This window comes from Pseudomonas sp. M30-35 (assembly GCF_002163625.1).
In the GTDB taxonomy this organism is placed as follows: domain Bacteria; phylum Pseudomonadota; class Gammaproteobacteria; order Pseudomonadales; family Pseudomonadaceae; genus Aquipseudomonas.
The window spans coordinates 822,537-837,787 of the sequence record NZ_CP020892.1 but is presented as its reverse complement, the minus strand read 5'-3'; the positions used below and the strand labels follow the sequence as shown (position 1 = coordinate 837,787).

General features: G+C 53.5%; 11 protein-coding genes. 4 read left to right on the top strand and 7 right to left on the bottom strand.

What is annotated here, in order from left to right; genetic code table 11:
* The first annotated feature begins 184 nt into the window (after positions 1–184).
* Positions 185–712, top strand: coding sequence for an inorganic diphosphatase (ppa, locus tag B9K09_RS03880; RefSeq protein ID WP_087515588.1), 528 nt, complete (start codon positions 185–187; stop codon positions 710–712).
* Positions 713–802: 90 nt separating this feature from the next.
* Here ppa and B9K09_RS03875 read toward each other — a convergent pair whose 3' ends face one another.
* Positions 803–3,106: a CHASE2 domain-containing protein gene (locus B9K09_RS03875; RefSeq protein ID WP_087515587.1), complete on the bottom strand. Its 2,304-nt coding sequence runs from the start codon at positions 3,104–3,106 to the stop codon at positions 803–805.
* Positions 3,107–3,177: 71 nt separating this feature from the next.
* Entirely contained in the window at positions 3,178–4,179 is a 1,002-nt protein-coding gene (locus B9K09_RS03870; RefSeq protein ID WP_256574221.1) for a FecR domain-containing protein, read from the bottom strand.
* A gap of 1,285 nt (positions 4,180–5,464) precedes the next feature.
* Here B9K09_RS03870 and B9K09_RS03865 point away from each other — a divergent pair.
* Together B9K09_RS03865 and B9K09_RS03860 are read left to right on the top strand one after the other, a co-directional pair.
* Entirely contained in the window at positions 5,465–6,178 is a 714-nt protein-coding gene (locus tag B9K09_RS03865) for a response regulator transcription factor (RefSeq protein ID WP_087515586.1), read from the top strand.
* A 491-nt stretch (positions 6,179–6,669) separates the two neighbouring features.
* Positions 6,670–7,296: a histidine phosphatase family protein gene (locus B9K09_RS03860; protein ID WP_087515585.1), complete on the top strand. Its 627-nt coding sequence runs from the start codon at positions 6,670–6,672 to the stop codon at positions 7,294–7,296.
* Positions 7,297–7,456: 160 nt separating this feature from the next.
* On the opposite strand, the gene B9K09_RS03855 is transcribed toward B9K09_RS03860, so the two are convergent.
* Positions 7,457–8,167, bottom strand: coding sequence for a haloacid dehalogenase type II (locus tag B9K09_RS03855; protein WP_087515584.1), 711 nt, complete (start codon positions 8,165–8,167; stop codon positions 7,457–7,459).
* A 109-nt stretch (positions 8,168–8,276) separates the two neighbouring features.
* On the opposite strand from B9K09_RS03855, the gene B9K09_RS03850 reads away from it, so the two are divergent.
* On the top strand, positions 8,277–9,131 hold the full coding sequence (locus tag B9K09_RS03850; protein ID WP_087518968.1) for a LysR substrate-binding domain-containing protein: 855 nt from the start codon (positions 8,277–8,279) through the stop codon (positions 9,129–9,131).
* Between the two features lie 77 nt (positions 9,132–9,208).
* On the opposite strand, the gene B9K09_RS03845 is transcribed toward B9K09_RS03850, so the two are convergent.
* The 4 genes from B9K09_RS03845 to kdpB form a co-directional block, all read right to left on the bottom strand.
* The gene (locus tag B9K09_RS03845; RefSeq protein WP_087515583.1) at positions 9,209–9,901 is read right to left on the bottom strand and encodes a response regulator; all 693 of its coding nucleotides are present in this window, start codon (positions 9,899–9,901) and stop codon (positions 9,209–9,211) included.
* A complete protein-coding gene (locus tag B9K09_RS03840) occupies positions 9,898–12,552 on the bottom strand; it encodes a sensor histidine kinase KdpD (RefSeq protein WP_087515582.1) in 2,655 nt (884 codons plus the stop codon). The genes B9K09_RS03845 and B9K09_RS03840 overlap by 4 nt, the downstream gene beginning before the upstream one ends.
* A gap of 4 nt (positions 12,553–12,556) precedes the next feature.
* On the bottom strand, positions 12,557–13,123 hold the full coding sequence (gene kdpC / locus B9K09_RS03835; RefSeq protein WP_087515581.1) for a potassium-transporting ATPase subunit KdpC: 567 nt from the start codon (positions 13,121–13,123) through the stop codon (positions 12,557–12,559).
* A 61-nt stretch (positions 13,124–13,184) separates the two neighbouring features.
* Positions 13,185–15,245 carry a potassium-transporting ATPase subunit KdpB gene (kdpB, locus tag B9K09_RS03830; protein WP_157699385.1) on the bottom strand — a complete coding sequence of 687 codons (2,061 nt, stop codon included), beginning with the start codon at positions 15,243–15,245 and terminating at the stop codon, positions 13,185–13,187.
* Positions 15,246–15,251 lie beyond the last annotated feature (6 nt).

The window sequence follows — 15,251 nt, the reverse complement described above, 5'->3', positions numbered from 1 at the left end:
GCTGAGAGCACCCGCTGAAACACTTACAAAGACTAAAAAACTCAGGCGCGCTATCGTCAACCCCCTTTAAACTCTCAGGGCTAAAGGTTAAGCGACCAATGGCTAGCTACGCTGGCGTAGCATGCGTACAGGAATACGCCTATAATCTCGCCACTTTTTTGGTCTACTTTCAGGGAGCTCCCCCATGAGCTACAGCAAGATTCCGGCAGGCAAAGACCTGCCGAATGACATCTACGTCGCTATCGAGATTCCGGCCAACCACGCGCCGATCAAATACGAGATCGATCACGACAGCGATTGCCTGTTCGTCGACCGTTTCATGGCTACGCCAATGTTCTACCCAGCCAACTATGGCTACATCCCGAACACCTTGGCTGACGACGGTGACCCGCTCGACGTACTGGTTGTAACACCTTACCCAGTTGCACCAGGCGCAGTGATCCGTGCTCGCCCAGTTGGCGTACTGCACATGACTGACGAAGCCGGTGGCGACGCCAAGCTGATCGCCGTACCGCACGACAAGCTAAGCCAGCTGTACGTCGACATCAAAGAATACACCGACCTGCCAGCGCTGCTGCTTGAGCAAATCAAACACTTCTTCGAGAACTATAAAGACCTCGAAAAAGGCAAGTGGGTCAAGGTTGAAGGCTGGGGCAATGCTGACGCAGCCCGCGCTGAAATCACCAAGGCAGTTGCCGCTTACAAAAAGTAAGACTGGGTAATCGCTAATTCAAAAAAACCAGCCTAGTGCTGGTTTTTTTGTGCCTGGTGAACCGTTAAGTCACGATTGAAAGCGCCCGCCTCAAACCTGCGGCTCATCAAGCAGTGGTAGCTTCAACCTAAACACGCTACCCGTGCCGACCTCACTGTGACATTCGATAACCCCGCCATGGTGCTCAACCACCGCTTTAACCATTGCCAAACCAAGACCCACGCCGCCAATCGATGGGTCTTTGGAGAAGCGCTGGTAGCTCCGGAACAATTGCGCAATATTTTCAGAGGCAATGCCCTCGCCTTGATCCGCAATCGCACATACCACCCAGCCCTGTTCTACCGATAGGGTTACGCTGACCAGCGTGTTATTCGGGCTGTATTTGATCGCGTTCTCAAGCAGATTAAACAGCGCACGGCATAACAAACCAGGGTCTGCCAATACCACAGTCTCCTCATCAGGCAGATGCATCTTGATCGCGATAAACTTGCTTTGCGCCAGCGTCCAGACCTCATCCACGGCGTCCTGCACAATGCTTTCAAGTAACACAGGCTCAAGCCTGTACTCGGATGATTCAGCTTTGGTTAGCTGCAAGAAATCATCGGTGAGCCGCAGCGCTCGACGCACCTGTTTTTCAATACTGGCAGAGAGCATGGCGTGCCCGCCCTCCTCGCCGACTTGAGCTTGATGCATCGAAAGCAGTGAGAGAATTGCCGAGTGAGGTGCACGTAGGTCATGCGAGAGGAAGCGCAACATACTTGCTCGCTGCTCTTCAGATTCACGCTCACTGGTCAGATCGACCAAGCTAATCAACCAGCCAGCGATTGTGCCGTGCTCTGCTGTCAGCATGGGCGCGACTTCGGTACGCAGGCTTAAGCCTTGCGGAGTGCGAAACTCGACATCACGGAGCGTCTTGAACTGATCCGACTCACTGAAACCAGGAGCCGTTACATCCGGGTGCCCCAAGCGCTGCAGGTATTCACTTAAGCGACTACCTGCGGTGTAGTCTTTGACCAGAGCCCGTGCACATCGATTGGCAAATAATATGCCCCCGTCTTTACGACACATCAAACTCGCTACAGGCAGATGCTCCAAACCATCGGTCATAAACCTTCGTGTATTTCGCACCTGATCAACCGCACGTTCAAGTGCAACCATACGTTGCTGGATTATGTCTCCAGCAATAAGTCCTTTCTCAAAAGTACGTTCAGGTAAGACTTGCGGCTCTTGGTCAAGGCGCGCCAACTCCCAACCGAGATATCCTAAGGCAGCGCTTGAGCGTCGCCAGTTCCACAGCGAATAAGCCAGTAAAACACCCAACAGACTGGCAGAGGGCGGCCACCACCAGCCAGCTTGAAGCAACAATAAGCAAGCGAGCAGGGTCAGCGCGACCACACTCAGACTCAATAGCAGCGCAAATCGCAGGCCAGATAACCACATGATCGCCAGCAGTAACATGACGGGGACAACCGCGAAGAACGCGCACAGCCAATCAGAAAACTCAGCAACACTGCGGTCCTGCAACAGCCCATTGAGAATACTGGCCTGAATTTCAATGCCCGCAGTCCCTCCAGCGCTTCCCGATATCGGCGTTACGTAGCGATCCCCTAAACCTGGCGCTGTTGCCCCGATCAAAATAATACGATTGCGCAGTATTGAGTCCGGCACTTCGCCACGCAAGATGCTTGAGTACGACACGCTAGAAAATGCTTGGGCACTGCGTAAATAAGGAATGCGAATAGAGTGATCAACAACCCAACCTTGCGCACTACCTTGTGAAGCTTGGCCAGGCAGGCCTTTTGTTCGGGCAGTTGGATTAATCAATAAATTTCCGACCCACGCCATCTGTAACCGCAGGTCATCGACTAAGCCTTCACGCAAGTGAACACTACGCACAACTCCATCACTATCTGCCTGCACATTAATATGGCCAATACCCCATGCACATGTGCGCAGCGGTTCAATTGGAGGAAACTCACTCGACACGCCATCCGCCTGCTCTATGCCTCTGCGGATAGACGGCAACACAACGACACCCGATTTACATAATGCGTCGGCAAAACGCTGATCGATATCAGGGCTTAATCCCGGCTCACTGAAAATCACATCAAACAGAACAGCAGCGGGCTCGGCCTTCGTCAGTCGATCAATCAGCGTTGCGTGGACATCACGTGACCACGGCCAGCGGCCAATCTCGGCCAGGCTGCGGTTGTCGATATTGACCAGGAGAATCCGTGGGTCAGCATTCAGTCGAGTCATCGACAACAGACGGTCGTAGATTAGCGAGTCAAGTCCAAGTGCGTGTGTCAGTGAAAGCCCTGCCGTCAGAGGGATCAAAATTAAGGTCACGACTATCCACTCGCGCGCAATGCGATTGAATAGCTGGCGAGACATTGAAAAGGAATTTCGCCGCTCTACCTTCATCTCAGACCCAATTTTACTGTTTGTCACACGCGCCAAGACCCTCAGTACTGACTTGCGACAGGCAAGAAGTGCATCACATGATAGATTGAGGTAAGACCTTCAAGACCCAGCTCATCAAATGCAGATATGCGCACGTAATACAAAGGCAGATCCAATCCAAAGAAACTTACTTCGGTTGAGTTCGAAAACTGCTCACGCTTGATCCGCATAAACTTCGGGTCACTCGCAACCTGCACGCGGTAACGCTGCGCCCCCGGGAGCGGTTTGATCACGATGGTCCAACCGCTGTCCGCAGCAGCACTGCCTTGCTGGCCAAGCAATTGCGGCCCGGGCAATAACTCGACCGCATTCAAATTGCCATCTGGCACGATGCGCATGCCCTGCTTAGCATTGATTAAACTCGGCGCTTCTTGCCGCTCATCACGCTCGGCGGCAATGCTGCCACTGAGCACCTCTGCTAGCACTGCATCCTCACCTGCGACCTGTCGCGCACGAAAGTGCGTACCCCTCACACCCAGAACCCCGACGGGCGTGAGTATCTGGAAGTGCTCGACCTGAGGCTCGCGTTTGCGCACATAAGACTCTACCTGCCCTTGCAGTAGCTTGACCTGCATGACCTTTTCATCAGACAGCAACACAACACTACTTTGTGAAGGCAGAACGATACGTGAGTCATCGCCAAGCACCAGTGCAACATAGGCATTGCTACCGGTACGAATACCTTGTTCCCTCTTGACTTCCATACCTTCAACCAACGGTGTTTCCGTACCACGCTTATCGATCAGCCAAGCCTCACCTTCAAGCGCCTCGACCTGTGCAGGTAAAGGTTCCGGGACATCTTCAAGCGCAACACTTTCATTAACATCAGGGCTCAACTTCTCAGCATAAACAGAGGTGCTGAACAGCATGGACATCATTGCCAAGCTCACTATCAAGGTTGCAACAGTATTGCGCTGCAAGCTGATCATAAATGGGCTGTCGTGCGCATTAAATACGTACGAGTTATCGAATGACTCAATTTGATACTTTCCTATGATCGACATGTATATTTACTGGATAAACTTAAGCACTTGAACTAACCGAGAGTGGTTTAATGGCCTTTATATAACCAACCCACACTCACTCAATAACTCAATAACTCAATAACTCAATCACAACATAGCACGAACGTATGCGTTACCTCACAGACAGATCAAAACGACAATCAAAACTTTGCAGGGTCAGCCTTCACTCGACAGTGAGTAGCACTAACCATGCAGGGACGAGCAACGCGAATCAAATATTCATTTAAGATCACTAAAGTCGAGCGTTCGCAAATTCGCTTTTCATACCCTCGACTCTCTGACGCCAGCCCCTCAATTGTTACTCCCGAGGGTCGATATAAAGGTTTAATTAACCCAAGAGCCTCAATGGGAAGCACATCCTTGTGCTATTTACTAAGCGCGACAATGAAGTTCGACTGCATAACTGAACAACAAATCTGGCCTGCCACAGTGCAGCAGCCGCTGCGCTAAATCATCCCTGAAGCATCCTTGCACAGTAGCATCCTAGCTACAGCTCGCCGCCCATCGAGCAAGCCCGACAGCTAGCGAGAATCCAGCTCCACGTTGGTTCCATCCAACACCGACACTCTCCTTACGGAATCTGCGCACGTACCACAGAAGTCCTTTACATATGAAAACCAAGCACCTACATCGCAATCAGCCAACAAAATCCGTTTTCAGCTGAACACTCAAGGCAACTCTTAACAACCGCTGTTCGCGGAAATTAACGCCTCCCGGCCTATGGCTTTCATTCGCAGCTTCCATGCCGCTCACTTTCAATCTATTGCACAATCCTTGAGCAATAGATTGAACTCTTTTACTGCCTGATGTTCAGAGCAGTTAATTCAAAACTTAACGCGGACTTAGCTATCCACGCCAAGACAGTGTTAGCGGCTACATAAGCACGCCAGAACACTTGCCCCTGTAGCTGTTTACTCAAGCCAACCCTTCACTTTTTCCATGGATCAGGTGGCTAAGCTGAAATATTGCCTGTCCCAGAGAGTATCTAGAGCGCCGTACAAACCCGGCCATACACAGGCTAATCACCTACATGATTACTTGCTTGCATCCCCCACAGCAGGCGATCACAAGCACGTTCTGCCGCCTTGATTTGAATCATTAAAAGTGCTTGTATGGGTTTTAATGTTGAGTAAATTTAACAAATCGTAATGCTGTATTTAGGTAAATCTCACATTTGTTCAGATTCCGAAGTAAACGATTCATGAGAAAAATAGCCTTACTCATTTCAACCCATTCGTTATATGGAGACGGGTAGTTCCAAGCTATGCGCATAGCAATACTGGATGACGAACAAGCTGAGCTCGACCGCATAACTCACACCCTGCAAAGTATTGCAAAGCAGAATGAGGACCCTTGGAGCTTGCATGGCTTCAACCGTGGCGAAGAATTACTCAAGCAACTGAAGCGCGAAACATTCGACCTACTCATTCTCGACTGGCAACTGCCTGACGTGAGTGGATTGGCGGTTTTGCGCTGGAGCCGAAAACATCTTGAAAAACAGCCTCCGGTCATAATGCTAACCAGCCGGAATCGAGAGCAAGATGTGGTACTGGCGCTGAATGAAGGCGCCGATGACTACATCAACAAACCCTTCCGCAGTCAGGAGCTACAAGCCCGAGTGCTTGCAGTCCTGCGTCGTCAAGGCAACATCGCGCAAATCAAAAGCCCTTCGCTCAAGGTCTACGACCTGCTGTTTGATGACACCGAACAGCAAGTTAAACGCAATGACACGCCAGTTAACCTGACCGAGCGTGAATACAGCTTGGCAAAGTGCTTGATCAGCAACATAGACCGCCCGCTCTCACGCGAATACCTCTATGAGCGTTTCTGGCCCCGTGAAGAAGTCCATTCATCACGCCCGCTAGACACCCACATTTACCGGCTGCGCACTAAGCTTGGACTCACCCCCGAAAACGGCTGGCGCCTCGCGACCATCTATGGCTATGGCTATCGTTTGGAACGAATTGCCAGCGAATAGCTCTAACCCAAACCAAAACGCTGAAACAGTTGTGCTGGTTGTTCATGCGCCGATTGTGCATGAACCGGATGAGGAGTTCGGCGATCGCGGTATTTTCCAAGGGCAGTAGAGGCTGGTAGCAATAGCAGGCAACGCGGGTCCAACCCGAGCGAACCGCCTGCAGAAACATATCTCCCTGCCGGGCCATCAACGACGCCTCCATTGCGCCGGATTTGGCCCGACACGTCTATAAAACCCCTGATCTGACTCCATGCTCACAACGTAGCTCCGACGCCGGGCTGTCGACCTCGGCCGACGTAATGATCGCGATGACTTGCCTGTCAAAAAAACACTATGTCCTCACGTAAAAATTCCTTAACCCAATTAGGAGATGATTCTATTTCAGATCAGTACTGATCTCAGCAGGGTTTCCAGGGAGGTTCCCAATTATCACTCGATAAGTTGTATAGCTAAGAAACAGCTATACGAAATACAAATTGTGGATACTCCAAATGTTCAATAGCAACCGATCGAAAGCAGTATTAACCATTGGTTTTATTGGCACTATTTTTTTTGCTTACGACTCGTTTGCACAAAAAACTGTAGAGGACTTAGATTCGAATAAAAAACTAGTCAGCTCAGGCCTTTCTGAAGACTGGAAAAGTGGAAATATCATCTTATTGGTAAGACACGAAGAACGCTGCGACCGCTCAAGCAACCCGTGTTTAGGTCCCGATGACGGAATCACATCGCTTGGAAGCGAGAGAGCAAAAGAGACAGGAAACCGTTTAAAGTCAAACTTCACACTGGACAATACCGACATCCTTACAAGCCCAGCTATCAGAACAGTTCAAACATCAGACTTCATGTTTGGAAAAGCTAACCCACTAGCAAATAGCAAGACCATTTGCGGAAGCGACATCGTTGACGACCTGTTAAAGCACAAGACCACCAATAGAAACCTGATAGTCGTGACCCACAGCTCATGCATTAACGATTTAATAGATACCGGCCACTATAGAACGTCAGAAGATCCTGAATATGGAAGCCTGCTTTTTTCAAAAATCTCAGACCACAACAAAATACGGATTGTTGGAAAATCTGACCCTGAAGAACGCCCTGAGCAACCGGTTCTATGACCTGATATATGGGCAGGCCCTGCACACCTCAGGTGTGCAGCCATGCGCAAACAGGCGTTGAGATAGCAACGTGCTGCGCGAATCTCAGACTAATCAACGTCACTGCGCTTCAACACATGGGCAGCACTTGCTGCTCAGTTATTGAGTCATCGCTTGCTCTTTAATCATGCGTCCAGCCGAGGCTTGCGAAAAGCTGGCGCAGTTCATCAAGCGTTGCCAGCACCGCATCGGGTTGGTAGTCAGCCGGTGCGACTCGCTGGGTGCCGCGGTCGATCCAGATACAGTGAAAGCCCATGTCTCGGGCTGCAACCAAGTCGAGGTGTGGGCTAGCGCAGATATGCAACACTTGCGAGCGCTGCACGCCGAGGCTGGCATGGGCGAAATCGAAGAGCCGAGGATTGGGCTTATACGCTTCGGCCTGTTGTGCCGTAATCACCCGATCAATATGCCCACCCAACTGCGCCACATTGCCAGCAATGATGTTGTCATCGGTGTTGGACACGATACTCAGTTTGAATCCCTGCTGTTTCAGCCAGCCCAGCGTTTCAACCACTTCAGGAAATGGAGGCATGCGCCCGATACGGGCAACGAATGCCTCGCCATCACCTTGTTCATAACCGACACCCAAATCGGTCAAGGTGCGCCGCAACGCTTGCTCTGACACCTGACGGAAGCTCATGTAGCTGGGTTGCTGCTCCAGACCGTATTCGTATTGATCATAAACGCGAATGAAATCGGTCTCGCGATGACTGATCCCCTTGAGCGCTAACAACTCACGAACACATTCGAGCAGACCTTCATCCCACTGGATCAGCGTGCCGTAGCAATCAAAGGTGAGCCATTGCGGTTTTGCGAAGTGTTGGAGTGACATGACGAACAACCTCTAAAAACAATAGGAAGGAGTCAATCGTCGGGCCAACAGACTAAAGTTGAAAATTAAATTATTATTAAATAATAATTCATTAATCGAATTTAAAACCATGCTTGATCTTGAACTGCTAAAAACCTTCGTGACCGTTGTCGACTCCGGCGGCTTCACCCGCGCAAGTGACCAGGTCAACCGAACACAATCAACCATCAGCCAGCAGATCAAAAAGCTCGAAGACCAGATCGGCCGCCCGCTGTTGATCAGGCGCCGCGCCAGCAAGTCAATCCAGCTCACGGAGGATGGCGAGCGTCTGCTCAACTATGCCCGACGCCTCGTCGTTCTGGCCATGGAGGCCAGTGACATGCTCAGCGCTCGTGACATGCGTGGTGTTGTCAGCCTTGGCGTCCCCGAGGATTTTCCTCTGGATCGGCTGATCGAACTGCTGACAGGTTTTAATCAGCGCTTCCCGGATATCCGCCTGGACACACGCAACGGCCTCAGTTGTGAGCTCAATGAGCAACTTCAAAATCGTGAACTGGACCTTGCGCTGATCAAACGTAACGTTGAACAAAGCGCAGCGATCGCAACCTGGCCAGAGCAACTTGAGTGGGTCGCAGGGGCCCAGTGGCAATTGCAACAAGAAAGCATTGCACTGGTGGTTTACGAACAAGGTTGCCTATATCGGGAGCGAGCCATTCGCGCACTTGAAGCCGCTGGCCAACGCTGGCACATCGCATTCAGCTCGCAAAGTCTGGCGAGTATTCAAGCGGCCGTTTCCGCAAACATTGGCTTGAGCCTTCTGCCGCACAGCGCGGTAAGACCCGAGCAACGCATCATTACCGAACAACTTGGATTGGCCGCACCGGCCCCGACTGAACTGGCGCTAATCGCCTCGACCAAGATCCTCAGCAACATCCAGCAATGCCTTGCCGATTATCTGGTTGAGCAGATGCGTGGCAATACTTGACGCTTGGTTTTAACCGCTCCCCCACGGCTGTAAGCGTGAGGCCAAGCTCAGCGACAATCCGTCGAGAATACTCATAGTCATTGCTCCAGCAACCGATACCCTACACCTGCCTCGGTGATAATAAAGCGCGGCGCGGCGGGGTCATCTCCGAGCTTCTGTCGCAGGTGGCCAATAACCACTCGCAGATAATGGCTGTCATCTGCATGACTGGCGCCCCAAACATCCTTGAGCAGGTGCTGCTGGGTCACGACACGACCAAGGTGTCGGGCAAGAATCGCTAACACAGCATATTCCTTACGGGTCAGCGCGACCTCCAATCCATTGAGCAGCACCCGGCGATAAGCAAAGTCGACACTCAATGGACCGCTGCTGATAACCGCCGCGGCTTGCTCGCCGCTACCCGCTTGGCGCAATAGCACACGTACCCGCGCCAAAAACTCCTGAATCCCAAACGGCTTGGTCATGTAGTCGTTAGCACCGGCATCCAGCGCGGTAACTTTTTCACCTTCACTAGCACGAACCGACAGCACTAATACCGGCACGTGTGACCATTCACGCAACTCGCGCAACACCTGCTGGCCATCCATATCGGGCAGACCGAGATCAAGCACCACCAAATCTGGACTGGTCAACGCCGCTTGCGCCAGGCCATCGCTGCCATTCGCGCTTTCGATCACCCGGTAGCCTTTGGCAACAAGGCTGATGCGCAAGAACTTGCGAATCTGAGCTTCATCATCAACGACTAAAACAGTCGGCTGGTTGCTGCTCATACAGACTCGTCTTCCATTATCGGTTGTGGTGACAGCGGTATGTGCAGTGTCAGGGTTGCCCCTCGCCCATCAAGCCCCTCACCTACGCTGACTCGCCCGCCGTGGGCTCCCAGCATTCCTTGGCATATCGCCAAACCTAAACCAGTGCCTTGCCCGCCACGATCACCACGGGCTGCGGTATAGAACATATCGAAAATTTTATCGCGCTCCTGTTCGGGAATACCCGGTCCTTGGTCACTAACCGCGATGCGCAACTCCTTGCCATCATTTTCCGCCACGACGCGCAGGCGCCCGTTAACAGGTGAAAAGCGCGCCGCATTTTCCAACACATTGACTAACGCTTGCTCAATCAGCGCGGCATGTACGTAAAGTAGCGGTAAGTCATCGGCAAGCGATAGCTCGACCCTCAGTGGCGCAAGCACCAAGCGTAATCGCTGCACGGCACTGGCAACGATATCGCATGGAGCCACCCAGTCCCGTGCAAGCTTAAGAGCTCCATGGCCCAGGCGAGTCATGTCGAGCAAGTTCTGGATATAGCGATCAAGACGCTCGGCCTCGTCGCGTGTGCCTTCCAGTAATTCGTAGCGATCCGCAACCGGGATCTGTTCGCCAAGCGTCAGCAGGCTGTCGATTGAGCCACGCATCGCCGTCAGTGGTGTTCGCAAATCATGGGACACCGAAGCCAATAAGGCACTGCGTAGCTCTTCAGTTTGGCCATGCAGGCGTGCCGCCTCTAAATCTTGTGCAAGCTGCGCACGGCTCAATGCCTGTGCCAAGGGTTGAGCGAGCGCGGCAATCAAACGACGCTGCGCACTGGCCAAGGGTGCGCCATTCTTGGGATTGACGCCAAGCAAGGCTAACGGACCATCCTCACCTGCCAACGGGCACCACCACCAATGCCCGCCCGGCAAGGTATCGGTGCCAAGCCCGGCTGGCTGGATATGCTGCCAAGACCAGTCGGCAGCAGCGCGCTCCAACTCGGTGAGTAACCGCTGAGTGCCCGCTTCGACTTTCCACGTACCGTCATCACTAAGCGCCAGCACGCTGACGTCCATCTCTTGCCACAGTGAAAACTGCTGCATTGCCGCGCTGAGCACCGCCTGACGATCAGTCGCGGCCGTTAGTTTGCTGGACAGCTCCAGCAAACCCGCGGTTTCCGCCTGAGTCTGACGCAAGGCTTGCAACTGCTGACGCTGGCGACTGGCCAAATTACCGGTAAGTGCGGCCATCAACAGGAAAAAAAGCAAGGTTAAGACGTCTTCTTGACGCTCAATTGTTAGGGTAAGTGTCGGCGGAATAAACAAAAAATTGTATGCCAGGAACGAGCAACCAGCACACACCAACGCAGGCCCCAAACTGCTGCGCACAGCCACAACCAGTACTGCAGCAAGAAAAACCAGAGATATATTCGGCAGCTCAAGCACGTGCGACAAGCCCAGCGCCACAAAGGCCGCCAAGACGGTTGCGATCAAGGCCTGCAGATAATTTCGCCAGACCAGCGGCGCACTGATCCGACGCCGTTGCATGGCCCGTTCTGACTCGCAATCTAGCGCGCAGATTTCCAGCCCTTGACCGTTCATGATTAGGCGCTCGGCAAGCCCCCGACCTAACCAGCGCCGCCATAGACGTGGGCGACTTCGACCGACCAGGATCAGGCTTGCATGACGTTCACGAGCATGTTCAAGCAAGGTTTTTGCACGTTCACTGCCACGCAAACTTACAACTTCTCCCCCCAAACGCTCGGCCAATTGTTGCGCAGCCTGGAGCAAACTCAAACGTTGCTCGTCGCGAGCCCCGCCGGTATCGACATGCACCACTGACCACGGCAAATGACGACGCTCAGCAACCCTGAACGCATGGCGCACCAAGCGTTCCGCCTGAATATCGCCGTCGATACCAACCAGCAGTCGTCCACGTAAAACCGGTACGCCGCCCCCACTCAACCGGTGGCGTCGCGTCAACTCAGCATCAACCCGCGCTGCCGCGGTTTGCATTGCCAGCTCACGCAAGGCTGTCAGGTTGGTCTGGCTGAAAAAAGCATCTATGGCTGCGCGCGCTTGCTCCGGCACATAAACCTTACCCTCACGCAAACGCTCAAGTAGCTCGCGCGTGGGCAGGTCGATTAGCAGAATCTCATCGGCTTCCTGCAGCACCCAATCCGGTAATGTTTCGCGCACTTGCACGCCGGTGATATCACGCACTTGATCATTGAGTGATTCGAGGTGCTGGACATTGACCGTGGTGTAAACATCGACGCCCGAATCCAACAACTCCTGTACGTCTTGCCAGCGCTTGCTATGACGACTGCCGGGGGCATTGCTATGCGCCAACTCATCGACCAATACCAGCTTGGGCGGCTGCGCGAGAATGGCATCCAGATCCATCTCGCGCATTAATACCCCACGGTGCTCCAACTGACGCGGCGCTTGTTGCGGCAAGCCGACCAGCATCGCCTCAGTTTCGACTCGACCATGGGTTTCTACAACCGCGACACGCACGTCAGTACCCGCACGTTGCAGAGCTTGCGCAGCTTGGAGCATGGCAAAGGTTTTACCGACACCTGGCGCGGCACCTAAAAACACCTTGAGCCGACCGCGCGTGTTTTTAGGTAAATCAGCCAGCAAGACGTCTGCGTGGGTTGCATCACTCATAAAGTTACTCAGCGCGGGACAGGCCCTCATCTTCTGCCAGCGCCATGTTTAGCGCCAGTACATTGACCACCGCGGGTCCAATTAAAGGCGCCTCTAGCTTCGCGTCAATCAGCTGCTCAAGCGCCGATTTAGACACATTGCGCGCACCCGCAATACGGGCTATCTGATAGCGCGCCGCTTCTGGGGATAAGTGCGGATCGAGGCCACTGCCTGATGTTGTCACCAATTGCATAGGCACAGCCCTCTGCTCTGCAACCAACAAGCGCTTGGCATCATCAGCCACACGGATCGCCAAAGCCGGGTTACTCGGGGCCAGATTGCTCGCGCCGCTAGCAACAGTCGCGTAATCCCCTGCAGAGGGTCGTGAATGGAACCATTGCGCCCCCACAAAGCGTTGCGCCAGCAACTTACTACCTCGCACCTCACCTTGAGCATCATGAATCAGGCTGCCATTGGCTTGCACCGGAAAAGCGACCTGAGCGATAGCGGTCACCGTCAATGGATATATCACCCCGGTGAGCAAGGTCATAAACACTAAGAGGCTAATTGCCGGACGGATTTTCTTAAACATAATCGACTCTCCAAATTCTATGCGACGCCTCTTCGATAAACTGAAAAGGCGTCCCGAACCATCAAACCAAACCGACAGCCACTAGCAGCATGTCGATCAATTTGATGCCAACAAAAGGTGCCAGCAAACCGCCCACCCCGTAGATCAACAGGTTGCGCCGCAGCAGGCTGGCGGCATCTGTCGCTTGCACACGAACCCCGCGCAGTGCCAGCGGAATCAGGGCCACGATAATCAGCGCGTTGAACACAATTGCCGACAGGATCGCACTTTGTGCGCTGTGCAAATGCATCAAGTTGAGTGCGCCGAGCTGCGGATAAACGCCGATAAACAGTGCAGGCAAAATGGCAAAATACTTGGCAACATCGTTGGCTACCGAGAACGTAGTTAGCGCTCCGCGAGTGACCAGCAGCTCTTTACCGACTCGCACCACATCGAGCAGTTTGGTTGGATCGGAATCGAGATCAACCAGATTTGCAGCCTCACGCGCGGCCTGAGTGCCGTCATTCATTGCTAAACCCACGTCAGCCTGGGCCAGCGCCGGGGCATCATTGGCGCCGTCACCGCACATCGCAACCATCTTGCCCTCGGCCTGTTCACTGCGGATACGTTGCAGCTTTTTCTCGGGCGTAGCCTCGGCGATGACATCATCAACACCCGCCTCAGCGGCAATTGCAGCGGCAGTCAATGGGTTGTCACCAGTGACCATCACGGTGCGAATGCCCATGGCGCGTAACTCAGCGAAGCGTTCGCGGATACCCGGCTTTACCACATCCTTGAGATGGATGGCGCCGAGTAGACCCGCCTCACTCGCAACCAGTAGCGGCGTGCCTCCGCTTTGAGCAATTTTATCGACAGCGTTAGCCATCGCAGCCGGCATCTCGGTACGGCTCATGTTGAGGTAATTGAGCACTGCATCGACAGCACCTTTGCGGTAACTATGAACGTCGTAATCCGCCCCGGACAAACGTGTCTCAGCGGTGAATGCGATTGGCTTGATTGCCGACCGGTCGGGCTCCTGCACAGGGCCAAGATTACGAATGTACTCGACGATTGACTTACCTTCCGCCGTGTCATCTGCCAGCGATGACAACAGCGCCGCCTGCGCTAAAGCTTGTGGGGTAATACCTCGCGCCTCGATTAATGCGCTGCAACGTCTATTGCCAAAGGTGATCGTGCCCGTCTTATCGAGCAGTAATACATGCACATCTCCTGCGGCCTCAACTGCACGCCCCGATTTGGCGATGACATTGAGCCGGACCAAACGGTCCATACCCGCAATCCCAATAGCTGAAAGCAAACCGCCGATAGTGGTTGGAATTAACGTCACCAGCAGCGCCACCAGATACACCAGCGGCAAATCGCCTCCTGCGTACCGGGCGAACGGCTGCAACGTAGCGACCACCACCAGAAAGATCAAAGTCAGGCCGATCAACAGCATATCGAGCGCAATTTCGTTTGGTGTTTTCTGCCGACGCGCCCCCTCCACCAAGGCGATCATACGGTCCAGCGTTGACTCGCCGGGGTTAGCGCTGATCTTCACCAGCAACCAGTCGGATACCACGCTGGTGTTACCGGTGACGGCCGAACGATCACCACCTGATTCACGAATAACCGGCGCCGACTCACCTGTGATAGCCGCCTCATTGACAGCAGCGATGCCCTCAACCACTTCGCCATCACCCGGGATTTGCTCACCCGCCTCAACTCGGATGATATCCCCTCGGCGCAGCTGGCTCGCGGCAACTGACTCATACTCTCCAGGCTGGGTTTGTCTGCGGGCCGTGAGCCCTTGGCTTCCTGCCTTAAGGCTGTCGGCTCGAGCCTTACCACGCCCTTCGGCCAGAGCTTCAGCGAAATTTGCGAACAAAACGGTGAACCACAACCAGAGCGCAATCTGCACCGCCAACCCTGTACTCACTGCTGGGTTGGGGATAAAGCACAGCACGGTGGTAACGATTGCTGTCAGCTCGACCACCAGCATCACCGGCGCACGTTGCAGTTGACGTGGATCCAGCTTTATAAAAGCCTTACCCAGCGCCGCCTGCCAAAGTACCGAGGCGCTGGTTTTCCCATGGGCCGCAGCCTTTGGTTGCGGGTCTTGCGTCAGAATACGGGCATTCATCATGAT

Excerpts from the sequence above, each read along its gene's own strand:
- B9K09_RS03870 (WP_256574221.1), bottom strand. The coding sequence starts at position 4,179 with ATGTCGATCATAGGAAAGTATCAAATTGAGTCATTCGATAACTCGTAC.
- B9K09_RS03860 (WP_087515585.1), top strand. The coding sequence starts at position 6,670 with ATGTTCAATAGCAACCGATCGAAAGCAGTATTAACCATTGGTTTTATT.
- B9K09_RS03865 (WP_087515586.1), top strand. The coding sequence starts at position 5,465 with ATGCGCATAGCAATACTGGATGACGAACAAGCTGAGCTCGACCGCATA.
- B9K09_RS03875 (WP_087515587.1), bottom strand. The coding sequence starts at position 3,106 with ATGTCTCGCCAGCTATTCAATCGCATTGCGCGCGAGTGGATAGTCGTG.
- ppa (WP_087515588.1), top strand. The coding sequence starts at position 185 with ATGAGCTACAGCAAGATTCCGGCAGGCAAAGACCTGCCGAATGACATC.
- B9K09_RS03850 (WP_087518968.1), top strand. The coding sequence starts at position 8,277 with ATGCTTGATCTTGAACTGCTAAAAACCTTCGTGACCGTTGTCGACTCC.
- B9K09_RS03840 (WP_087515582.1), bottom strand. The coding sequence starts at position 12,552 with ATGAGTGATGCAACCCACGCAGACGTCTTGCTGGCTGATTTACCTAAA.
- kdpB (WP_157699385.1), bottom strand. The coding sequence starts at position 15,245 with ATGAATGCCCGTATTCTGACGCAAGACCCGCAACCAAAGGCTGCGGCC.
- B9K09_RS03855 (WP_087515584.1), bottom strand. The coding sequence starts at position 8,167 with ATGTCACTCCAACACTTCGCAAAACCGCAATGGCTCACCTTTGATTGC.
- kdpC (WP_087515581.1), bottom strand. The coding sequence starts at position 13,123 with ATGTTTAAGAAAATCCGTCCGGCAATTAGCCTCTTAGTGTTTATGACC.
- B9K09_RS03845 (WP_087515583.1), bottom strand. The coding sequence starts at position 9,901 with ATGAGCAGCAACCAGCCGACTGTTTTAGTCGTTGATGATGAAGCTCAG.